At 39.8% G+C, this 23,835-nt stretch carries 24 protein-coding genes; all 24 read right to left on the bottom strand.

Features of this window, described 5'->3' with window-relative positions:
* Nucleotides 1-29 precede the first annotated feature (29 nt).
* Entirely contained in the window at nt 30-3,185 is a 3,156-nt protein-coding gene (locus OCV72_RS09870) for a diguanylate cyclase domain-containing protein (RefSeq protein WP_055283567.1), read from the bottom strand.
* A 25-nt stretch (nt 3,186-3,210) separates the two neighbouring features.
* Nucleotides 3,211-4,578, bottom strand: coding sequence for an MATE family efflux transporter (locus OCV72_RS09865; RefSeq protein WP_055283564.1), 1,368 nt, complete (start codon nt 4,576-4,578; stop codon nt 3,211-3,213).
* Between the two features lie 27 nt (nt 4,579-4,605).
* On the bottom strand, nt 4,606-5,457 hold the full coding sequence (locus OCV72_RS09860; protein WP_055283561.1) for a bifunctional 5,10-methylenetetrahydrofolate dehydrogenase/5,10-methenyltetrahydrofolate cyclohydrolase: 852 nt from the start codon (nt 5,455-5,457) through the stop codon (nt 4,606-4,608).
* A 51-nt stretch (nt 5,458-5,508) separates the two neighbouring features.
* Nucleotides 5,509-6,153, bottom strand: a complete 645-nt coding sequence (locus OCV72_RS09855) for a cyclodeaminase/cyclohydrolase family protein (RefSeq protein ID WP_055283559.1) — start codon at nt 6,151-6,153, stop codon at nt 5,509-5,511.
* 78 nt (nt 6,154-6,231) lie between these two features.
* Nucleotides 6,232-6,984, bottom strand: a complete 753-nt coding sequence (locus OCV72_RS09850; RefSeq protein WP_055283557.1) for a TSUP family transporter — start codon at nt 6,982-6,984, stop codon at nt 6,232-6,234.
* Between the two features lie 100 nt (nt 6,985-7,084).
* Nucleotides 7,085-7,786, bottom strand: coding sequence for a pentapeptide repeat-containing protein (locus OCV72_RS09845; protein ID WP_055283554.1), 702 nt, complete (start codon nt 7,784-7,786; stop codon nt 7,085-7,087).
* A 149-nt stretch (nt 7,787-7,935) separates the two neighbouring features.
* On the bottom strand, nt 7,936-8,997 hold the full coding sequence (trpS, locus tag OCV72_RS09840; RefSeq protein WP_055283552.1) for a tryptophan--tRNA ligase: 1,062 nt from the start codon (nt 8,995-8,997) through the stop codon (nt 7,936-7,938).
* Between the two features lie 189 nt (nt 8,998-9,186).
* Nucleotides 9,187-10,200: a DnaJ C-terminal domain-containing protein gene (locus OCV72_RS09835; protein ID WP_055283550.1), complete on the bottom strand. Its 1,014-nt coding sequence runs from the start codon at nt 10,198-10,200 to the stop codon at nt 9,187-9,189.
* A gap of 110 nt (nt 10,201-10,310) precedes the next feature.
* On the bottom strand, nt 10,311-10,763 hold the full coding sequence (locus tag OCV72_RS09830; RefSeq protein WP_055283547.1) for an Hsp20/alpha crystallin family protein: 453 nt from the start codon (nt 10,761-10,763) through the stop codon (nt 10,311-10,313).
* A 328-nt stretch (nt 10,764-11,091) separates the two neighbouring features.
* On the bottom strand, nt 11,092-12,312 hold the full coding sequence (locus OCV72_RS09825; RefSeq protein ID WP_055056264.1) for a tyrosine-type recombinase/integrase: 1,221 nt from the start codon (nt 12,310-12,312) through the stop codon (nt 11,092-11,094).
* A gap of 104 nt (nt 12,313-12,416) precedes the next feature.
* The gene (locus tag OCV72_RS09820) at nt 12,417-12,611 is read right to left on the bottom strand and encodes a hypothetical protein (RefSeq protein ID WP_004614488.1); all 195 of its coding nucleotides are present in this window, start codon (nt 12,609-12,611) and stop codon (nt 12,417-12,419) included.
* Between the two features lie 434 nt (nt 12,612-13,045).
* On the bottom strand, nt 13,046-13,294 hold the full coding sequence (locus tag OCV72_RS09815; RefSeq protein ID WP_004613734.1) for a helix-turn-helix domain-containing protein: 249 nt from the start codon (nt 13,292-13,294) through the stop codon (nt 13,046-13,048).
* Between the two features lies 1 nt (nt 13,295).
* Nucleotides 13,296-13,715 (bottom strand): RNA polymerase sigma factor, encoded by a 420-nt coding sequence (locus OCV72_RS09810; RefSeq protein WP_054752756.1) that lies wholly within the window; start codon nt 13,713-13,715, stop codon nt 13,296-13,298.
* A gap of 293 nt (nt 13,716-14,008) precedes the next feature.
* Entirely contained in the window at nt 14,009-15,013 is a 1,005-nt protein-coding gene (locus OCV72_RS09805; RefSeq protein WP_055056288.1) for a sensor histidine kinase, read from the bottom strand.
* Nucleotides 15,010-15,669 carry a response regulator transcription factor gene (locus tag OCV72_RS09800; RefSeq protein ID WP_015530206.1) on the bottom strand — a complete coding sequence of 220 codons (660 nt, stop codon included), beginning with the start codon at nt 15,667-15,669 and terminating at the stop codon, nt 15,010-15,012. The genes OCV72_RS09805 and OCV72_RS09800 overlap by 4 nt, the downstream gene beginning before the upstream one ends.
* A gap of 58 nt (nt 15,670-15,727) precedes the next feature.
* Complete coding sequence (locus OCV72_RS09795) at nt 15,728-17,695, bottom strand: ABC transporter permease (RefSeq protein ID WP_055056265.1); 1,968 nt, start codon at nt 17,693-17,695, stop codon at nt 15,728-15,730.
* Nucleotides 17,685-18,455, bottom strand: a complete 771-nt coding sequence (locus OCV72_RS09790; protein WP_055056266.1) for an ABC transporter ATP-binding protein — start codon at nt 18,453-18,455, stop codon at nt 17,685-17,687. Before OCV72_RS09790 ends, OCV72_RS09795 begins: the two co-directional genes overlap by 11 nt.
* 166 nt (nt 18,456-18,621) lie before the next feature.
* On the bottom strand, nt 18,622-18,852 hold the full coding sequence (locus OCV72_RS09785; RefSeq protein ID WP_055056267.1) for a hypothetical protein: 231 nt from the start codon (nt 18,850-18,852) through the stop codon (nt 18,622-18,624).
* Between the two features lie 15 nt (nt 18,853-18,867).
* Nucleotides 18,868-19,197, bottom strand: a complete 330-nt coding sequence (locus OCV72_RS09780) for a DUF3784 domain-containing protein (protein WP_003061243.1) — start codon at nt 19,195-19,197, stop codon at nt 18,868-18,870.
* 14 nt (nt 19,198-19,211) lie between these two features.
* Nucleotides 19,212-19,421: a helix-turn-helix transcriptional regulator gene (locus tag OCV72_RS09775; protein WP_005342572.1), complete on the bottom strand. Its 210-nt coding sequence runs from the start codon at nt 19,419-19,421 to the stop codon at nt 19,212-19,214.
* A 1-nt stretch (nt 19,422) separates the two neighbouring features.
* Nucleotides 19,423-19,737 carry a DUF6442 family protein gene (locus OCV72_RS09770; RefSeq protein WP_055056268.1) on the bottom strand — a complete coding sequence of 105 codons (315 nt, stop codon included), beginning with the start codon at nt 19,735-19,737 and terminating at the stop codon, nt 19,423-19,425.
* Nucleotides 19,738-19,881: 144 nt separating this feature from the next.
* Nucleotides 19,882-20,784, bottom strand: a complete 903-nt coding sequence (locus tag OCV72_RS09765) for a conjugal transfer protein (RefSeq protein ID WP_055283545.1) — start codon at nt 20,782-20,784, stop codon at nt 19,882-19,884.
* Nucleotides 20,785-20,800: 16 nt separating this feature from the next.
* Entirely contained in the window at nt 20,801-21,808 is a 1,008-nt protein-coding gene (locus tag OCV72_RS09760) for a bifunctional lytic transglycosylase/C40 family peptidase (RefSeq protein ID WP_055056269.1), read from the bottom strand.
* Nucleotides 21,805-23,835: CD3337/EF1877 family mobilome membrane protein (locus OCV72_RS09755; protein ID WP_055283543.1), on the bottom strand; the 2,031-nt coding region annotated here is incomplete at its 5' end. The genes OCV72_RS09755 and OCV72_RS09760, both read right to left, overlap by 4 nt.

Raw genomic sequence — 23,835 nt, 5'->3', positions numbered from 1 at the left:
CTGTCACCTTCCTCTTTTGTCACTTTTCTTTAACGCTTCTGATACATTCTCAATATCCGGATCAGATTCTCCGGATCTACCGGTTTGGATATATATGCATTCATTCCCGCCAGACTGCAGCTTTCTTTACTTTCTCTTTCCGACTGTGCGGTCATTGCAATGATCGGGATTTCTTTTCCCCCATTCTTTTCCTTGCGCCGGATATTCCTTGCGGCTTCTATACCATTCATCACAGGCATCATGATATCCATCAGTATTGCACTGTAATACCCCTTTGGTGTACCTTCATATTTCTCTATAGCCTCTTTGCCGTTCCATGCTTTCTCTACGATTATTCCTGCATCTGTCAGATAGAATTCTGCAATTTCCATATTGATATCATTATCTTCTACCAATAATACACGCATTCCTGCCAGGTCATCTTTCGCGTCTTCCTTATTATCAGCCGCCTGCTGCTTTTCCTCTTCTGCCAGACGAAATGCCAGCCGGAATGTGAATTCACTCCCCTCTCCCGGGGTACTGCGGACACTGATCGTACCATTCATTCTATCAATCAGACCTTTAACAATCGACATTCCAAGTCCGGTTCCTTTATACTGCGTTCTTGCATCTGCCTTTTCCTGCGTAAACGGCTGGAACAATTCATGTTCCATATATTCCCTGCTCATACCGATCCCACTGTCTTCAATCCTGAATTCATACAAAACATTCTTACCGTCACACGAAATCTCTGTCGCATAAGTATCTATGGTTCCATTTTTTTTATTGTATTTGACTGCGTTGCCAAACAGATTCATCATAATTCTCTGTAGCTGAAGCGCATCCCCTTTCAGCATAGTATGTTGCATATTTTCCCTGTGCTTGCGGTGTATAATTCCAGTTTCTTCCAGCTGTCCCTGCATCAGTACTGCTACTTCTTTCATAAGATCTTCCAGATCAAACGGTTCTTCATGCACTGTCAGATGTCCCGATTCAAGCTTACTCATATCAAGTACATCATTCACCAGGTCCATCAGATGTCTTGTCGAAATCTCGATCTTATCTACCGAATCTTCCAGCTTCTCCTGATTGTTCCAGCTCTTTCGGATCACATGTATCATTCCCAGGATTCCATTGATCGGGGTTCGCAGATCATGACTCATACGATTCATGAATTCTGTCTTTGTCTTACTTTCCATATCTGCCTTTTCATAGGCAATCTGCAATTGTTCTTTTTCTTTCTGATCCTTTTCGTGGAATTCCGAAGTATTCCGGAACATAATGATTCCGCGAACCACTGTATGCTCCCGTTCTTTCTCGTTATCATAGACTGTATCCTGCGACATCAGCACTGTCTTCTGGATCCAGATTTCTTTTCCGTCTTTGTTGCTTTCCTGATATTCCACAGTCACCTGCTTCTCACCGGCATAAAAACGATCCAGAAGACTCTTTGATGTATCTATGATCTTATACGTTTCCAATGTATCTTCTGTAATATGCTGCCGTATTTTCCTACAATATCCATCATACGAACATGGAAGTTCTCCCTGAAAGTCAAATATACGCTCTTCTTTCTTTCTATGATGAAATATCTGTTCCAGACGATCCTGTGTCAGGTTCACTGTATACAAAGCTTCCGCTGTTTCAAGAAGCGCTTCTATATAATTACTATTTTCCAGAATGGACTGCTTCATCTGCTCATAATACTGTTCCAAGTGCAGCCTCTCATCTTCCAGGACCTGCTTCATGTCATGAAACACTTCAAATCCAACAATAAAGTGATGCAGCTTCCCGGCTGCCGTATCATCCAGACGCAGAAATGTCATACGGCCTCTCTGTATCTCTTTTCCATTCTTCCTGCAATAAGGAAGTTCATATTTTGCACTTTCTTCTTTCTTTTCCGAAAGATTGGAAATGATATATGGGATCTGCAGCCGTTCCCACATTCTTTTTCTTGATGAATCATCTGCAAGTTTCTGCACGATCTGTTCTACCGCTCCTGAATAACTTCCATCTTCTGCAAGGAAGAAATTCGAGCTTGCACGTAAAACTGTATACTGATCCTGCAAAGCATCACAATACAGGCAGTCCGAAAATTGAAATCCCTGCTGTCTGATTCCATCCAGGATCTGAATATGAAGTGCCCGGCGGTCCGCTGCCTCTTTTATCTTCGCCTGATTCTTATCTATATACATATTCTTATCGGCATACCGGAAGAGTTCACGCATCGTACATCCTTCAAAATCTTCCGCCAGTGCATATCCTACCGCATAACTGATCGGCATCTCCGGATGTTCCTGGGAATATCTGGCAATTTCCGAACGTATTGTCCCCAATATTTCCCGTACTTTTTCATGATCCACACACTCAAGTACAGCAATAAACTCATCTCCGCCATCCCGCCCTGCAAAATATTCTTCCGGCAGCGCTTTTCTTAACTGCACCGCAAATGAGCGGATATACGCATCCCCTTGATCATGTCCGAGCCTGTTATTAATAATACGCAGATTATTCAGATCGAATACACACAATGCTACTGACCCATCCGTACATTCCGGCATTTCTCCGTCTAAGATCTCCTCACAGCGGTTCTTATTCGGAAGTCCGGTTGCCTCGTCCAGATAGACTTTTTTCTTAAGTGCTTTATTCTGCGCCGCGTATTTTACAGCCTTGATCAGTTCATATGCCAGAAGACACACCAGACCGATAATATCTGCGATCACAATCTTTTCCAGCCGTTCCAGTGCAGTTGCTTTCTTCTGTGCATACTTTTCCGCAAGCCCGGTTGCTTCATCACAGATTACAAAGAACGCTTCGCTTTTTTCTATGATTTCCGTATTCTCATAGCCCTCTTTACGCACTTGCCGGATCTCTTTTTGCAACTTCTGAAAATGTTCATCCAGTTCTTTCATCTTATTCTGGAATGCATGGTCATCCAGACGGACCAGATTCAGCTCATCACTTCCATACCGAAGTCCTTCTATAAATGAAGCTACCGATTCAATCATCTCATCCTGCGGTTCTTTTGCATTCTCTAGTTTGATAATACGCTGCGTCTTTCCGCGGACCAATCCGGCGTAATTTACGACACGGGCTGTTCCCTGAATCTTACTCACCAGAACCATGATCGTCAGAAACAATGCAATCAATATGACTGTCAGAACCGTCATCAGTCCTCTTGTTATTTTTGAAATCTTTTTATCCATATCTCCCCTAAAAATCACATCATTTTTATTCTCTTGCTTCCATTCTTTTCAGCTCCGGCAGTACCGTACAAAGCATCGTGATAAAGCAGATACTTCCACCGATCACATTCGAAACCGGTTCTGCAAGAAATACCCCATCCGTTCCCATATGCAATGCATACGGCATGAAATAAGTGAGCGGAACTACAATTACCACTTTCCGGAGTATTGAGAAAAAGATTGCCTGCTTCTTTTTATTCAATGATTTGAATACTGTCTGCCCCATATACTGCAGATCCATGAAAATAAATGCGGCGAAATACTGTCTGAGTGCAGGTACCGCATCTTTTAACAGCATCTTATCAGAACTGAAAATATGGATAAGAACTTCCGGAGTTACAATAATACTCCCCCACATCACAGCAGTATAGAGAAGGATCATAACTGCAAGCACTACCATAGCTTTTCTCACACGTCCGGGACGGCGTGCGCCGTAATTATAACTCAGGATCGGAGATGTACCTTCATTTATCGCACTGATCGGTGTCTCCACAAGCTGACGCACACTGCTAATAATTGTCATAACCGAAATGTAGATATCTCCTCCTGTAACGGAAAGTACATGATTGCAGCAGATTGATACCAGACTGTTCGTAAGCTGCATAATAAATCCTGCCATTCCAAGACTTACAATGTTTCTGGCATATCCGCTACATACTCCAATCTCTTCCCTTCGCAAAAGCCGGACTTTCAATTCTGCTCTTCTTGAAAGGAAGAAATATACAAATATTGCGGATATCGTCTGTGACAATACTGTTGCGATTGCTGCTCCTCTTACGCCGAGTCCAAGGATAAAAATAAATACCGGATCCAGGATTAGATTTGCAGCTGCTCCGACAACAACCGAAGACATCCCTATCACCGAGTATCCCTGTGCATTAATGAACGGATTCATTCCCACCGCAATCATCGAAGGTAGTGTACCGATCAAATAGATCATCATATATGGGTATGCATAGAGCATTGCATCTTTGGAAGCTCCAAACAAAATCAAAACAGGATACGCAAAAAGGAATCCTCCGATCATCAGCAGTACTGCACTGGCACAGATCATGGAAAACGATGTATTCATAATTCTGACTGCTGTCTTCTCTTCTTTTTTTCCTCTGTAAATCGAAAACAGCGGCGCACCACCGCCGCCGAAGAGATTTGCAAAAGCAGTAATGATCATGATTAACGGAAAACAGATCCCGACTGCCCCGAGTGCTGCCGTTCCCACATGCGGAATACGTGCAATGTATACACGGTCTACAATGTTATACAGCAGATTTAACAGCTGGGCAGCAAGCATTGGAAGAGCCGCTCCAAGAATGTTCCCTGTTACTGTTCCATTTTCGAAATCTATCCTCTTCATTTTCTCCGCCTCTCGCCTCTTAACTCTCTATCTGTTCTGTGCAATCGCAGCATCCACCACATGCTCCAGCAGAATGGAAGTCGTTACCCCTCCGACTCCACGCGGAACCGGTGTGATCGCATCTACAATCTTCTCTGCTTCCTCAAAATTCACATCTCCACAGAGTTTTCCTTCTTCATTCACATTAATTCCGACATCAATGACGATCTGTCCTTCTCTCAGATAGTTTCCATCGATAACTCCGGCTTTTCCGGCCGCTACAACTACAATATCCGCCTCTTTTACCACAGACGGCATGTCCACTGTTCTGGTATGGCAGACAGTTACGGTCGCATTCTTCTTCAGCAGCATCATGGCTGCCGGTTTTCCGACTACCAGACTTCTTCCGATAACTACCACTTTTTTACCTGTGCAGTCTATTCCGTAATGCTCCAGCACCTTCATGCAGGCACTTGGCGTACATGGTGCGTATCCCATATCTTTTCCCATGAAAACTCCTGCCATAGAAAGATCCGTAATTCCATCTACATCTTTTTCTACCGCCAGCGCATTGACAATCCTGTCCTCGTTCAGATGCTTCGGAAGAGGTCTGAACAACAAAACGCCATGAATTTTATCATTCTTATTTACCTGACTGATCGTCTTTAATACCTCTTCTTCTTTTACATCTGCCGGAAGAAGGAATTTCTCATATGCTACGCCAAGCGTCTCACATCGTTTTGCTGCACTCTTTTCATATGCGATATCGTCTTCTCTTTCGCCGATACGGATGATTCCAAGCGTCGGTGTAATATCCTGTGCTTTTAACTTTTCTACTTTTGCCTTGATTTCTTCATTAATAGAAGCATTTACTTCTTTTCCTAATAGTAATTTTGCCATTATTTGTCCTGCTGCTTTCTTTCTACTTTCTTTTTCTTTCTAACACTGTCTTTACCGGATGCGGCTGCTTACTTCCGCAAATATACGGTCTGCTTTTGCTTCATATTCTTCCCGGAGGGAATCTGCCAGCTGATTGAGTTCTTCCGCTCTTTTTCTGTCTTTCATTGATTTCGTATTGATATATACATTCAATGATGCGCCCTGCATGGCAGATTTTAAAAGTGTTGCTCCGACTCCAGCGTCACTTAATGCGATCCGGCTGCCCTTTGCAGCAAATACTTCGACAAGGTCAATGCCTCTGGCACAGGTCTTCAGGATCTCGATCGGAACACCACATGCCACATTCAGTGCATTCTCCATGATCTCTTCTTTTTCTGCAATCTCTTCCGGCGTAGACTTCGGAAGTCCGTATGCTCTACTGAGCGGCTCAAATGCTTCCGCATCCTTATCCATCAGTTCTAAGAATTCTTTTGCGATCTCATCCGCCTCTTTCTTGCATTCGATAATTTCATCTTCTACATCTGCATATGTTTTCTTTCCCACTGTCAGGCTTCCAACCATATTGCCAAGCGCAATTCCGATAGCCCCGGTTAAAGCGGCCGCTCCGCCACCTCCCGGAACAGCCGCTTTACTTGCAAGCACTTCTATAAAATCTTCACATGTCTGTAATTTAAAGTTTCTATTTGAATCTTCCATGTTATACCTCATTTCCTAAAATTATGGGTACATTATACACTGCGGGCTCTTTTACTGCAATATGCTAAATTGTTCCATCTATATTCCGAGAATAATCTTGATCATCAGTAATACGAGCACAAGTAAGATAATCGGCTTGATGACCTTTACCCCGTTCTTCACAACCATGTGTGCACCAAGATAATGTCCTGCAATGCTGAATATGGATGCCGAAAGTCCCAGTACCCATAAGATCTTCCCTGCCAGAATAAATGTAATTAACGCCGATATATTCGATGTCAAATTGACAACTTTTACGTTTCCTGTTGCTTTCTCTATATCGAGCTTTCCTAATTTGGTAAATGTAAGCAGTAAAAATGTCCCGGTTCCCGGTCCGTAAAATCCATCATAGATACCGATCACGAATGAACATGCCGCCATGATCAGATACTGTTTCTTTCTGGTAAATCCTTCCGGGATCACCGGCTTCAGATTTTTGTCACGTAACACACAGAACGCCACAACCGGAAGAACAAAGACCAGTACCGTCTTTAATACTTTGTCACTGATGATCAGTGCCAGATTCGCCCCTGCGATCGAACCAACGAACGCACATGCTACCGTTCCCGGAACCAGAAACAGATCCACACATCTGCTCTTCACAAGATGCCATGTTGACACCGCCGTTCCCGTTGCCGATGATAATTTATTCGTTGCAATTGCATTGTGTACCGGAACCCCTGCGAACATATAGGCCGGCAATGAAATCAGGCCTCCTCCTCCAGCAATCGCATCCACAAATCCGGCAAGAAATACCAGCGGGCATACGATAAAAAATTCATGTAAATTCATAAGTTTCTCTCCTTCATACTCTCTAATCCATAAATTAATCTATCGCATCGCTGTATTCATGTCAAGCTTCTGAGTCCTGATTTCTAATGCCTGTTAGATATCAATAACCAAGAGCCTCTTTTCTCTCCATCCAGAAATGAATCCCTGTCGTGGAATCCATCCATCTGTCCTCATTAAAATCTTTCACCTCAACCCACTGTCCTTTTCTGTATACAAAATTTTCATCGACCAGCGACCAGGCTTCTTCAAATTCTTCCGTCTCATCAAAACTTTTTATCGAAAGCACCTTTGCCTTACTGCAGCGGCAGGATGGAAGTGTTGCCGAAGTACGCTTTGCATCAGCAGGAATCAGAAGCTGTACCACCCTGTCATTCACACATTTCTTATATCCCAGGATTGGTCCGGTCTCCGGGCAGTGCATACGGAACCACTGGGTTGTATGATCGGACTGAATGCCGTCTAACTTTGCATGCTCAAGTACTGCTCCATAAAGGTTCGCTCCCCTGATATTGCATTCACGCATATCGCATTCACGAAATGCTGCTGTCTTCATATTCGCATTCTGAAAATCCGCACCATGCAGGGAATTCCCGTCAAACAATGCATTTTCCACACTGCTGTTTTTCAAATTCACATACTCCAGATTTACATTCTGAAACGAACTTAATGTGAAGTCCATATTATGCAGATCTGCTCCGCTCAGATCCATGTCTTTGAACTCACATTCCCGGAACGCCGGATGTTCTCCGGTATCTCTTAATTTTAAAGCTTCCAGAAGTGCTTCTTTTGTTATCTCTTTCATATGATCACGCCTCTTCACTCCCATTATTATCTATACAATTTCCATTTTTTACTGATAGTTTTATTATACAACAATTCCCAATAAAAGAAATCCCCAAAATACCAGGTATCGTCTGATATTTCGAGGATTCTATAATATCTCTGCTATTCTTAATTCAGGAAATCTGCATCATCAAAATAGTTGATTCTCATAGCAGCCTTTACATCCTGCAGTGTCTCTGCTGCTTTTGCCTCGGCTGCTTTGCTTCCTTCTTTCAGTATTGCGAATACTTCCGGAAGCTTCTGCTCCCATTCTTTTCTTCTCGCACGGATTGGTGCCAGCTCCGCCTGAAGTACCTTGTTCAGGAACTTCTTAACTTTGACATCACCAAGACCTCCTCGCTGATAGTGTGCTTTTAACTCATCCAGATTCTTATATTCCGGCCAGAATTCTTCAAAATATTCATCTTTGCAGAATGCATCGAGATAAATGAATACCGGATTACCTTCTACCTGCCCCGGATCTTCTACACGAAGATGGTTCGGATCTGTAAACATAGACATCACTTTCTTCTTCACAACATCTTCTTCGTCAGAAAGATAGATACAGTTGCCAAGCGATTTACTCATCTTGGCCTTTCCATCGATTCCCGGAAGTCTTAAGCATGACTTGTTAGATGGAAGTACGATTTCCGGATCTGTTAATGTCTCACCGTATACACTGTTGAACTTGTGCACGATCTCTTTACACTGCTCGATCATCGGCATCTGGTCTTCTCCAACCGGAACTGTTGTTGCACGGAATGCTGTAATATCGGCAGCCTGGCTGATCGGGTAACAGAAGAAGCCTACCGGGATACTTGCTTCAAAGTTTCTCTGCTTGATCTCTGCTTTTACCGTAGGGTTTCTCTGCACTCTGGATACTGTAACCAGATTCATATAATAGAATGTTAATTCTGTAAGCTCAGGAACCATTGACTGGATAAAAATGTGACATTTCTCAGGATCGATTCCACAAGCCAGATAATCCAGTGCTACGTTCATGATGTTCTGACGTACTTTTTCCGGATGTTCGGCGTTATCTGTCAGTGCCTGCGCATCTGCGATCATAATATAGATCTCATCATATTCTCCTGAATTCTGTAATTTTACACGTTCTTTTAATGAACCTACATAATGACCAACGTGAAGACGTCCTGTCGGGCGGTCACCTGTTAAAATAATCTTGCTCATCTTACTTATCTCCTTAGCATATATTTTCATAACCTGTATGGAAATACAGATTCTTTTTCCTAATTATTTTATTATAATTCTTTCTAAAGAGAGCGTCAATACAGAAAAAAATGCATCCTTCTACCTTTCCGAATCCAAGCTGGATTCTTCTGATAAAACAATGCATTTATTCTATATTTATATGAAAATTTATGCTGCTCCCCGGCTTCCGTTCCTGCATGCAGCTTCAAATTCTTTTAATTTTCTCTTAGCTTCGTTACTGAGATTCTTTGGTACATCTATCTGAACAGTCACATACTGATCTCCATATCTTCCTGCATCCTTCATAGACACGATTCCTTTGCCTTTTAACCGGATCTTCGTTCCGGACTGCGTTCCCGGATTGATCTTGCAGACCACTCTTCCGGTAAGTGTCTGTACCACTGCTTCTCCTCCCAGCACTGCTGTAGTAAACGGAATCGTGACTTTTGAATATACATCCATATCTTTTCGTTCGAATCCCGGACGTTTGCCGACTCTGACTTTTAATAACAGATCTCCTGCTTTACCTCCGGACACTCCCGGCATTCCTTTTCCTCTCAGACGGATGCTTTTTCCGTCGCTGATACCTGCCGGAATATGCACTTTCAATGATTTTCCTGCCACATTGCTGCCCTGTGCATCTGACAGCCGGATAACTTTATCTCCACCGAATGCAGCCTCATCAAATGTTACATCTATTTCAGCTGTCACATCGGAACCATCCTGCCGAAAATTTCCGCCACCGCTAAATCCTTTTCCGAATCCTCCAAATCCGTGAAAGCCGCTTCCTGCTCCTTCCGAGAATCCACCGCCGAACATATTCTTCAGAATGTCATCCATATCGCCGCCTTCAAAATGATATTCATGAAAGCTCCCATTCGGTCCGTTATAGCTATAGGTGCCGCCTCCTGGTTCACTTCCATAACCGTAAGCTCCACTGCCCCCGGCACTGCCGTCAAAAGCTGCGTGGCCAAACTGATCATACAATTTCTTTTTTTCCGGATCACTCAGCACATTATAGGCTTCCGTTGCTTCCTTGAACTTCTCTTCCGCCTGTGCATTTCCGGCATTGGTATCCGGGTGGTATTTCTTGGCCAGTTTACGATATGCTCTTTTGATCGTTCCCTTGTCTGCACTCCTGCTGATTCCAAGAACATCATAATAATCTCTTTTTGCCGCCATTGTTCTCCCTCCCGTCATTTGCTTTTCTATATGTGTTTTTATGATATGATACCCCACAGGCTCAATACCTGTGGGGTACCATCACTCTTTTTTATGTCTATGAGCTTTCATTAACCTTCAATTGAAATGTAATGTTTCTTCTCTTCTACCGGTTTTGCTTCCTCTTTCGGAACACTGAATGAAAGGATTCCACTTTCATATTTCGGGTGTACATCCTCTACCGTTACATGTTTTCCTACATAGAAGCTTCTGCTCATGCTGCCCGCATAACGTTCTTTTCTGATATAGTTACCTTTCTTATCTTCCTCATCTTTATCCAGTCCTTTAGCTGCATTGACGGTAAGTACACCGTCTTTCAGTTCCATCTGGATCTCATCTTTCTTAAATCCCGGAAGATCAATATCAATCTCGTATGCATTTTCGGTCTCTTTTACATCTGTCTTCATCAGATTTTTAGCATGTTTTCCATACAGTTCTTTGTCGACATTCGGAAACGTCGGGAATGAAAAATCATCCATAAAGTCATCAAATAAGTTTTCTCCAAAAATACTAGGCATCATCATAAGTCATATCTCCTTCCAAATGATAAAAAATATATTATTTGCACGTTCGGAGAATTCCGAGGTGTTGTTTACTGAAACTTCAGGATTCCAGTTTTCGAATCATCTATGAATGCTGTCTGCTTCATACCTTTGATTCTTTTTCTCTCTTCCTTTGTTCTATCTGTACTATATCACCTAATATTAGCACTGTCAACCCTTGAGTGCTAATTTTTTGAGATTTTTTTTGCAAACCCTTTAAAATCAATGGTTTGCAGTATCTTATTTCTTTTGAAATTGTGATTTTTTCTGTTTTGACACCAATTTGACACCAATTTCTCTTTTTGTGGTGTCAAGCATTTAACACCATACTATCTAGTCTTGCAATCTCATTTTCAATCCTTGTCAGCTCTCCAATATGGTTATACACTTCCATTGTTACATCTATATGAGCGTGTCCCATAATATATTGAAGAACTTTTACATCCATACGGCACTCTGCCATTCTGGTACAAGCTGTGTGACGCATTACATGAGCTGAAAACTTTGGTAACAGCTCTGCTTTCCTATGCTCTTTTTTTGCTCTCTCTACTTCGGTTTTGTTATATGCGTCTACAATGTTGTATAAAACACTATTTACGCCATTCGGCATAAGCGGTCTGCCCGATTTTGCTGTAAAGACAAACCCCGAATACCCGTCCACCTCAATGCTCTTATCCTTTGCAAGCATAAAATTGATTTTCCTTTGTTCCTCAAAGGCTTTTGCAACTTCTTGTGTCATAGGTATAATACGAATACCCGACTCCGTTTTTGGTGTAGAGATATGGAACTTGCAACCGTCGCCTAAATTCTTATAAATGAGCTGGTGGTCTACATTAACCGTTTTTGCCTTGATGTTTATATCTTTCCATGTAAGACCAATAAGCTCCCCACACCTTAACCCCGTACCAATCATTATGGTAAACATAGGATAATATGTGTTATAGACATTGCTCTGTTTTACAAACTCCATAAACTTTTCTTGTTGAGAAACTGTTAAGGCTTCTTTTTCCTCTGCTGTTTTTCCATAATCACTAATGGAACTTTTTGCAGGGTTCTTTCGGATAATATCATCATCAACAGCCATTTCTAATGCAGGATAAAGCAGGTTGTGAATATACTTGATTGTAGAATAAGCATATCCAGCTTTGGAAAGTTTCGCATAATACGCTTTAATATGTGAGGGTAAAAGCTGAACAACTTTAATATTTCCAATCTCGTCTTTTACTCTGTTTTCCCAAGCACGAACATAACTAACTCTTGTAGTATCAGCCAGCTCACGAGTTTCCATATAACGCTCAAATAACGTGTTGAGCGTCATTTTTTTGATTGCTCCTTCTGTCAATATGTTATCTTCCATATCTTTTGCAATCTGCTTCTCTTTTTCTCGAAGCTCTGGTAAATCTTGTGCATAGACTGTCAATCTCTTGCCTGTTCTTACATCTGTATAACGATAACTGTATCTTCCATCATTACGCCAGTTTTCGCCCTCTCTTAATTTTCTTCCTTTTGGGTCTTTTCTACTAATTGCCATGAGAACCATTCCTTTCTGAAAAAGCCTCTTTTCTTGTTCTCACAGCATGCTTTGTCCTTTCTTATTATACTACACACGCCAGAGAACATAAATAGAAAATCGCTCTATTCTTCCAAATATAACAAGTATTTCTTGACTTTTTCTATGGAATAAAGAACCCTGCGACCTATCACAATTTTTGCTCCTGCCTGCTCGCCAATCTTTCTTGCAGTAGCACGACCACAAGATAACATAGCAGACAGTCCCTCTATATCAACAGCAATCGGCTGTTCCGTTGCTCTTATCTTCGTTTTATTCATATTCCAACACCTTACCTCGCTGGAACATCACATCATTTAACACATCAGTATTTAACATAATGTAACACCCCCTTTACTGTGTGTCTATTTATAAGTTACATAAGCAGACAGACGGCTTTGGAAAGCTCCATTAGTATCTCAACTATTCCCATTCTTGTGGGCAGAACCGCACCATGCGGACGTATCATTATTCTGTGAGGATAGGTCATGGCAAAACGACTTTTCCAACAGTCGCTCTCGGATCACTGCGTGGGTCGCTCGCTTTCTTTTGGAAAGGTCGTGGCGTACAGTCCCCGTGGCTCGCTATCTCACAAACGTATCTGTCTGCTTTATTCAGTTGTCAAAGAGCTGTGGCGAAAGCGTGTTGCTTTCATGTAAAAGCAGGGCAGAGCAGGAAAGAGGGGGACATTAAACCATGCTCTGCTAAAAACTGCTTATTCTTCTTCGATTTCTAAGGCAATATCAAACCCTAAAATCATTTTGATAAGTGCTTCTCGGATAAGTCCCTTTAACTCCATATCTACAACAATATAGACATTGCCGTATTCATCATAAAGTGGGCGCAAACAGCACTTTGATATGTACGGGTCATAAAATGCCAGTATTTTTTCAATCGCTTTTTCGTCCCCGTCCATTGCTTGCGAAAGCAAATAGTAGGACGGCTTCTTAAATGTTTGCTTCATTTTACTGCTTCTCCTTTAGTATTTTTTTCATAGTTTCCAAAGCATGATGTCGGTTTCTAAATACACCGCTTTGCGTAATCTTTTGTAAGTTGGCAATTTCACTTTCTGTCATTTCCAAGAAGTAATACATTAACAGAGTATTTCTCTTTCTTTCTGGAAGTTTTTTCAAGGCTTCTGCCAGCTCATCATCAAGGACACGAATATCAATGCCACATACTGAAAAGATTGTATAATCTGTTTCGTAGTCGTCCCTCACAGCAAAATTTTCAACGAAAATTTCTGGAAGTTCACAGAATGGAATTTCTTTATCTTTTCGTCGTTTCAATCCTTGTTGGTAGTCCTTTACAACATGACGGACAACTTTCTTCAAACAACTTTCAAAGCGACATTGAACTGTTTTCTGGAAGTCAGACGGTTTCATCAATCTCACCCCCTTTCCACTATGATTTGAAAAGTGTTTATCCCTCTTTCCGCACCATATAGGGAATGAAAGGTGTGATTTAATGACCTCTTTTGAAAAATTTTTAAATTTTTTTCGGGTATGAAAAAAGCCCGCACAAAACATATAGTCTGTACGAGCCTTTAAAGCTAAAACATATTCAATTTTTAATAGTGTGCTATTAGGTGGAATTTGATTGCAAATAATTGTACTTAAAGTTTTCCATAATGCAAGCCCCCTTAAAGCACCGTATCAATGTTGGCATGGTTTTCAAATTACTCTGAAAAATTATGAACTATTCCTTTTGGAAATGTAATGGTCAGTCTTGTATATTCTTTTTCCGTAGAAGCAATATCCAATTTCAAGCCCAACCTATCGCATAATTTTTTCGATAGATACAGTCCCATACCCGTTGCATTTGCCTTGTTTCTATTTGAACCCGTAAAACCTTTTTCAAATACTCGGGATAAATCAGACGCTTTTATTCCACAACCATTATCTTCAATCACAAGCAATATATTTGTACCATTGTCTTGACTGTATATCGTCAGTTTATTTTCTTGCTTATCAAAATACTTAATCGCATTTTGCACGATTTGAGATAGAATGAATGTCAGCCATTTTTCATCAGTATAAATGACATTTTCTATGTCATGGATATTGATAATTGTTTTTCTTTCCATAAGCGAATGACGGAATTTCAGAATGACATTATGTATCACTTCGTCTAACTGCAACTGTTTTACAAAATAGTCCTTTTCCGTATTTTCGCTTCTTGCATAGTAGAGCATTTGTTCCACTAACTGAAATATTTTGTCTGTTTCTTTTTTTAATGTGTAATTTTTTGTATTGTCAAACGTCAAAGACAATGCTCCTATCGGTATTTTAATTTCATGGACGAAACTTTCCACATATTCTTGATAGTCCTGCTTTTCCTCTGTGATTTTGCCGATTTCATCATTCATAGATTTGCAGGCTTTTTTTAGTGCGTAGCAATAGGCTTTATTTTGAAATTCTTTTGGCTTTGGTAAAACGTCTGCAATATAATAGGTTTCTTCCAGTCCGTCTACTAAATCAATAATATGTTGTGAAACGTTACGTTTCTTCCGATACAAACACCATTGAAAAAGCCCTTGTATGCTGATGAACAGAATTACCAACGATACAACAAACAGCGTATCTACACCGTAGAAAATCAAGAGAAATGCTACTACGGCAAGAAAGAAAAGCTGAAACAATATCTCTGTTATTTTTTCTTCTAAGAATGTAAAAAAACTCACAGTTTCCAACCCTTTCCTCGTATATTTTCCAATAAATGAACAATACCGATTTCTTTCATTTTCTTTTTTAGACGGGTCATATTAACCAATAATACATTTTCGTCTATATAATATTTGTCATTCCACAGCTTTTCCAATAGTTCTTCTTTGCTAATAACTTTATCTTCGTTCATAAAGAAGTAGTACAAAATACGAAATTCATTTCTTGTCAGTTCAATGCTTTGCTCTTGATACTTCAAAATGGATAAATGTAAATCAAGGGTACAATCTTTTTTGACAAGCTCACGGAAATTATTCGGGTTTGACAACTGCAATGCACGCTTGATCTTCTCAAGAAGAATAAGCGTGTCATACGGCTTTGTTATGAAGTCAATCCCACCCACTTGAATACTTTTCAATTCGTCAGCATTTGTATCTCTGCTTGTTACAAAGATAATCGGTACTGGCATGACTTGTTTTATTTTCCTGCATACTTCATAGCCATTCTCATACGGCAGGTTAATATCAAGCAGAACCAGTTCTATGGAATATTGCTTTAATTCATCTGTCAGGTTTCCAAAGTCAGTCAATAAAACTGTTTCATATCCTTGTGTGTTCAATAATTTAGAAAGCTCCAAACGAGTGATTTCATCATCTTCGATAATTGCTATTCTCATTTCAACACCCCCTTGATTTATCATTATAATAATTTCACAGTAGGAGAGCTAGAAAAGTCTAACTCTCCTCGTTGATATTTCGTTTAAAACCAATATACGTTGCAATCCAGTAAATACTATAAATTAGGAAGAAGATAATTAAATTCAAGCCAAAGTAGATTAGATAAAGGTGTTTATCTCCCAAAATTTGTTGATACACATTATTCAATGACGACATCATCACAAAAGAACATAATATTGCTGATATTGCAGGGACACAAAATAATATCAATAATTGTTTTCTGATTGTCTTAAATAGCGACTTATCATTTATTCCTAATCTTCGCAAGGTCAAGTAGCGATATTTGTATTTAGTAGAGTCGCTCAATGATTGAACTGCCAAAATTGTCCCTACTGCGGAAATCAAGATAAATGCAATGTACATAAACAGACTGGCTACTATTGCAACCATTGCTTTTTGTTGTTCTATTTCTGCACCTCTTACATTTACTCTATACGATTCGTCATTTATTTCTCCATTTTTATCAACCTTTACTAATTGATGTTGCATATCTTCTTTTATCTTGTTTTCTAATTCTGCATCTGTTTCTTCTTTTGTATCTATAATCAAATGATTTTCTGATACTTCAAGTCCTTGAACATATTTATCTGGAAGTACAACAACAAATCTGCCAGTATTAGTTATAGAGTTCCAATAAGACTTAGTGTCATATCCTTTTAATTTCAAATTTTTATTTGCTACTGTTATAGTTTCAATGTCTTTGTTATCTTCAACCTCATATGCAAACTTGCTATTTGTAACTATATAGTATTCGTTATCATTTAAAGAAAGCAACGGCATCTTTCTTAATTCTAGTAACCTATTATAATCACTTAACTTCAAGACTGGGTCAAAATCATAATATTCTGATTGGAAGAAATTTTGTACCTGATGATTCGGCTCTTTATAAATGTCGTACTCAATGGTATTATCAATCGTATATTCTTCTTCAATTACTCGAATATATTCATCAAATACCTGCTTATCATCAAAGAGTTGTACATCATATGGTGCATTTAAATTCACGCTGATATCATACGAAGCTTTGTTGATACTAGAATAATTCAGAGCCAGCAGTGAAGTTAAAATCAACATAGACAATGTACCAAATGTGAAGCTCATTGTTCTTGCTTTAGAAGCAAATGTTCTTGCTACAAACAGATTGTCATTTTGATATTTCATTTTTTTATTCTTTAACAAAACAGTCAAGAACATATCTGCACAAGTTGTAGATATACCATAAATGCTGATAATCAACATGATTACGCTCACCATCAAATAGGTAAGTGTTTCTTGCTTATTAAAATTATCCATAGTACAACGTGAATTCCAGAGAAAAAGAGAAATCGCACCAAGAATAATACTTAAAACAAAAATGACATTTCTTTTTTTACTGTCACGGAACATTTTCTTTTCATTTTGTTTATCAAAGTAAAGAAAATCACGTATCGTCATTTTACTTATTCTTCTTAATAGATTAAGTAAAACCAAAACATAAATAGTTAAAAAACAAATTATCAATAGTCCAATAGAAACAAAATTCAAAGAAATAAAGAGAGTTTTTGGAATACCCAGTAAGTTTACAATTACTAACGACACAAACTGGCTGAATAAAAAGCCAATAGGAATAGCTAATACAAATGCTAAAATTCCCAACAGTATATTTTCAATTATAACTAAGTGGGCAATTTCTTTTTTCTTAATGCCAAGAAGCATATATGTTCCTAATTCTTTACTTCTTTTTTCAAACATAAATTTCGTTGTATAGTTGATCAAAAAGCATATCACAAAAATAATAAGGATATTTACAGCGAACAATGAATTCTTAAATGCATCCATACTGGAACATAACTTTACAATTTCATCAGAGCTTGCCACCAAATTAAAAGCAAATATAAGAGAAACGGATGCAGTAACGGTTATCAGATAAATCAAATAATCTTTAATATTTCTTTTTGTATTTCTATACGCTAACTTACCTAACATTTCCCACTTCACCTCCAAGCAAGGTTAATATATCCAGTATTTCATTGAAGAAATCTTTTCTGCTTTTTTCCCCTCTGAAAATTTCATTGAATATTTTACCGTCTTTCAAGAACAAAATACGTTCACAGAAAGACGCACTAAACGGGTCATGTGTTACCATTAAAATAGTAGCCTGCATTTTCTTGTTGATTTCAGACATTGTTTCCAGTAATAATCTGGAAGCTTTTGAGTCCAAAGCTCCCGTCGGTTCATCAGCTAATATCAGTTTCGGTTCATTGATTAAGGCTCTTGCACAAGCACAACGCTGTTTTTGTCCGCCAGAAACTTCATAAGGAAATTTCGATAAAATATCACGAATACCCAATTTATCAGCGATAGCATGAACTCGTTTGTCAATATCAGCAGGGTTCTGTTTGTTGATTACCAATGACAAAGAAATGTTTTCTTCAATCGTTAAAGTATCTAAAAGGTTGAAATCTTGAAAAATGAACCCTAGATTTTCACGTCTGAAATCAGCAAAATCTTTATCCTTGATTTTTGTAATATCTTGATTATTGACTGTAATGTGTCCACTGGTTACAGTATCAATCGTAGAGATACAGTTTAATAGGGTAGTCTTTCCAGAACCACTAGCTCCCATGATTGCGACAAATTCGCCCTTGTCTACATACATAGAAATACCGTCTACTGCCTTTGTGATATTTCCAGAATTACCCCCGTAGTATTTTTTTACTTGCTCTAAATTTAAAATGTGTTCCATTAAAAATCGCTCCTTTCTTCCTGCCACATTTATTTGTTTTGGAATACAATTAAATTATAGCAAGGGCAGTATTCAATTACACTTACAGTTTTGAAAGTAAACAGAGAGTAAAAGAGCCGTGATAATGCAGATCACAATTCTGTGAAGCATTTCCACGACCCTTTTATTATAATTTTACCTTTGTCTTTTTCGTAATGGTATAAATGTATTCCTCTGGTGTAGGGCGTTTATTTCCAAAATACTTTTTGAAATTTGCCTGCACTTCTGGGTCGGTGCTGTTAATAGCTTTATCAATCGTAGCTTCTATATCCGCCCGAACATCAGCCAATGATACACCGCCAGCCTTTGCACCAGCTTTCAATGCCTTTTTTATATCTCTTTTGTTCAGTCCTATCATATTCATACCTCAATTCTACTTTTTAAAGCTAATAAGTTTTCCGTTGTATTTTACAATGATGAATATGATATAAAACACTCCTACAACAATCAAAATAAGACCTATGTAATAGCCTAATTCAGAATGAGAGATTAAATTGATAATCGGCATAACAAGAATACCAATACTAACCAGTAAAGTGCCTATTCCTATTTTTTTTGTAAACACCTTTTTATCTTTAGGGTCAAGTTGTGTATAATGATAACCATGTAATAAAGTAATATTCTCTTTTATTCCTATTTGATAAGATGTAAAAAGTAAAAACAATCCTATAACTATTTCAACAATCAATTCCTCTAATTCCATAATCGTTCTCTCCTTTAATCAAAATAAAATAATTCTTCAAATTTTTTATCTAAAGCTATACAAAGCACTAATGCCAATTTTGCTGTTGGATTAAATTGTCCAGTTTCAATAGAACTAATTGTATTCCGAGAAACCCCGACTAGTTCAGCTAATTCTGTTTGTGATAATTTTTTTTCTTTTCGTACAGTTTTTAATCTGTTTCGCAAAATTAAATGTTCGTCCATTCTATAAACCTACCATTAAAAATTTATAAAAGTAATACCCCGTAAATAGAAGAAAGAATAAAGCAATAACAAATTTGGATTTATTTTTTGAAATATGTGCTTCATAACCCATAGAGCCAAATGCCACAGACCCAATAATTGTCATTATGTCATAGTAAGGTTCTTTACAAACTGCTTTAATGAAAAGAATTAAAATGCAGATAAATAAAACAAACATTAAGCCAAAAGATTTCCCTTGAAGTTTAATATGTTTTTCGTATTCATCAAGATATAGATTCTCTTTTTTGTTTTGTGATAGTATTTTTTCTTTATCCATTATATAACGCTCCTTTCAAATAATACCAAGTACACTTGTCATTTATATTATAGCATTCGGTCATTACAAGTCAATATTTTTGCACAGTTTTCTTGTCGTTTTGTAAAAGCGTGCAAATCTGATAGGAAATGCACGCTATATCATTTATCCTACAATCTTCCAGTTACTATCCTTATGTAGCACAAGCTCATACTGCGATACCTGCGTCGCTTTTGTCTGATTATCAATGAATTTTACCGCAACCTTGACTTTCACATTGTCGCCGTCCTTTATAAAGATAGGGTTTACCAGTTCAGAATAAATGTAGTCCCTGCCGATAGGTTCAATCACATTTCCCAATACATAGTAAGCAAGCTCTTTTTCCGTCGCTGTTGGGTACAGCTTAAAGAATGTTTCCAGAAATGCGGTAGCGTCGTTTACAGTATCAGCGTCTACACTTGCGTCTGCTTCTGGTGTCTTAGGCTCATAGTCTGATTTTTCGATTGCTGGTGCAAGGGTAGGGTTCTGAACGATTACCATATCCCCGTCAGCGTCTATATGGACTTTTACGGTATAGGTTGCTTTCACATTGCTTGTCTGTTCTCCCTCTTTTATCTGCTGATCTACTTCGTAGGTAGCAGAAAAAGTGTCCGTTCCCAACTGTTCGATACTCCACACAATCACATCTGTAACTGTGGAGCTGGTTGGTATATCCGTTCTGATTGTATCACCATTCAAGTCCTGCAATTCCTTTGTCAGATAACCGCTGATTGCCTGCGTCCTTGCTTCAATCGCTTCTTTGCTGTTATTCCATGTGTAATAGGACTTTGCGAAGTTCTTCACAAAATTTTCAATCCCGTTGGTGTCCTGCAAGCGAAGCTCAATGATTTCTTTTTCGTGGGTCGTGTGCTGGTCGATAGCGGTAAAATTCTTATATACCCCAAAGCTCACGCTTGCGATAAGCACCACCCATAACGCAATCACGGTTTTCTTATGTATGCCTACCTTGACAGTACGCACCTTTTTTTCTTTGACATTTTCTGTCTGTTTCTTATTCTTCTTAAACATATTTTTCAAGTCCTTTCTATTGTTTTACTCGTCCTGCACCGATTAAGTGCTGTTGCCAGTAACTACTACTTAGGTCTGCATATCCTATCGGGTCGCCTGCATGGTACATTTTGTTATTTCCCACATATATTCCCACATGGGTTACATACGAACCAGCGTTATAGGTAGAATGAAAAAACACCAAGTCCCCAGCCTTTGCCTGCGAAAGCGGAAGATGTTGGGTAGCGTCATACTGTGCTTGTGCGGTTCTCGGTAAGGAGATACCAGCTTTTCCATAGCACCATTGCACAAGTCCGCTACAATCAAAGGAAGTGTTCGGGTTACTGCCACCATACACATACTTCCAGCCTTGATATTTCAACGCTTCATTCATAATCGCTTGTGCTGTCGCATTATCAAAGTGTGCCACAGTCAAATATTGATTGACTAATTCCACATAGAACATATTTCCATAGCCATACCGCCAGCCCCCGTTCTTCGCAACGGCTATCGGGTTGGTGTAGGTTACTTTTTTACCGCCCGACTTCTCACGGGCAAAATTTTCTGCAAGATTAAAGGTATGCTTTTTCCCGTTTCCAGCCACATATCCCACATAGCCACCGCCGTAATTATAGGACTGTATCGCTACATTCAAATCGTCGATACCTTGATTTTTGCAGGAAGAAAGCAGGGACGCAAAATATTTACACCCCTGCTTGATTGAGCTTTCCGTATCTAAAGAGTTGGGCGGTAAGCCAAGACTTTCCGAACTCTGCATAACATCTTCTGCCGTACCACCACTTTCTACTTGAATGATAGCCAATAGCACATTGACATACTCGGAAATGCCGTATTCTCTGGCGTATTTTTCTACCATAGGCTGATGTTTCAAGACTTCTGCGGACAAATTCATACCCGTAATGCCAGAAGAAAAGTTGCTGTTCTCGTCGTCGCTGTCCGCACTAATCAACACACCAAAGAAAAGCACCAGAGAAAAGAGGATAGGAAACAGACTGCCAATGATAGCGATATGTTTCAGTTTCATTTTTTCTTCTGTCCTTTCTTCATCACAAGGTTACGAGTTTTCTCTGTTGTCTGCTGGTTCTTTTGGACGGTTTGCGTCTGCTGAACCTTTGTCCTACGGTCTTTTGTGTAATTCTGGCGTGTTTCCTGCGATACCACTTTTTCTACATTCTGCCTATGTACTGGCTGTGCAGACTGGGTCGCTTTCCTATCAGAAGCACCAGAAGATAATGGACGCTCTTTGATAACATTTGTCTTGACTGGCTCGCTTGCTTTTGAAGTGGTCGCTGTGGCAGGACGTTTGACTTCCTGCGTTTTTTCAACACTCGGCTTTGGAATGGTTGAAGCTGTGGCTGGTCGCTCATGGGGACGGGTAGCTCCCGTTGTCGCTGATCCGTCAGCCTTTCGCTGTGCCTGCCTTGTTTCTTGTGCCTTTTGAAGCTCCATACGCTTGTCAGCGATATTTTGTCTATGCTGTTCCTGCTTTTCCAATCGTCCCGTCTGTCTGGACTGCTGTTCCTGCACCATGCCACGCTTGAAGTCGGACACGCTGGACTTTGCCTTTTCCTTTGCGGAATACACCGCATAAGCGGTCTGTGTCGGCATATCCTTGATATTTTCTTTGACAGCATTTGCCTTGTCTTTCACTTTATTTTTCGTATCTAAGACAGCACCCACCTTTGAGCCTGCACGCTGTCCCATGCTGGAAGTGGTATTGCCCCGACTGTCTTTTGTAGCTGTGTTCCTTGTCGGTTTTCTGTTTGAAATCGTGCTACCTGCCACCGCACCAGCGACACCGCCAGCAGTAACCGCACCAGCAAGCCGTCTTTCCATACGTCTAGCCCTATGTGCCAAGTATAGATATGGTCTGCGGAAAATTCTTCGTCCCATGCTTTGACTGTCGTTAGCATTCAAAGAGAACATACTCATTAAGTCGCCCAGCTTCATGTAGATACCAGCGAAACACACTATCTGCAAGAACGCCACCATGAAAAACGGATAGTCCGTAGATATGTTATAAAACATACTGGAAATGCTGAACGCCACCGTTACAATGAGCGTTATTCCTGCCCGTGTCATTATGGTATTAAACACCCTTACGATTGCCTGCTTTGCCATGCTTTCATAACTCGGTATCATGGAGAGTAGAAAACTGATAGGCAGAAACATAGCGAAGATAATAAAAAGTATCTGGCTAAATAACATCATGCCCGTAAGCAAGAATACAAATATCGTTATCCCTAGGTTAAAAAACAATAGGAAGAACACCATGCCTAAACGGTTCACGACCTGCGGTATCGTCAGATTGTTGTTGTCGTTGTCCTCGATTTCTGTTTTCACGACTTCCTCTCTGGTCTTGCCGTCCTCGTCCTCTGGGCTTGCCGATACGAGAGCTTCCACACGGTCTGTCCCGATTTCCTCTGCGTTGCTGTTCCCGAATTGTAAGAGTAACCACGGCTGTTCCACTTGAATGGAAAATAAGCTGTCCCGTATCAAGTCCACGCTGTCCTTGCCCTCGCTGTCAGAGTTGGGGAGCATGATTTTTGTTCCCAAGTCAAGTGAAGCGGTACTGATGTCTGATGAAAACTCATTTATCTTTTTGATGTAATCGGGAGCATAGGCAATAAATGAAGCAGACAACACGAATACCACCACAAAGTTGATAACGGCGTGAAGTGCCTTGCTGGTTTCTCTTTTTATCAGTCCCGTATAGGCAACATAAAGTCCCACCACTAAGATAATGAGAAGCAGAAAACCGATATAGAAGCCCGTAGAAGAAAAGCCGTTCTGTGTTACACCTGCAAGGGTCTGTATGCTTTTTCCGATACTGTCTGCCATATCGTTAATAAAATCAAGTTTGTAGGCTTCCTGCACCACATAGCCCGTAGCATTGCTTAAATAAAGGCTTATCGTCCAGACAAAGTTGGTAATGCAGTAAAGCCCGTATTGCACCGATTTTCCGATACCGTCCAGCCAGTTCCACGGAAGCCACGACCAGCTATTATCCACATAAAAATCAAGCTGGTAGTTGGAAAGGGGATATTTTGA

The sequence above is a fragment of the Dorea amylophila genome (genome assembly GCF_025567265.1).
Lineage (GTDB): Bacteria > Bacillota > Clostridia > Lachnospirales > Lachnospiraceae > Dorea_A > Dorea_A amylophila.
This window is presented reverse-complemented; position numbering and strand designations above follow the sequence as displayed.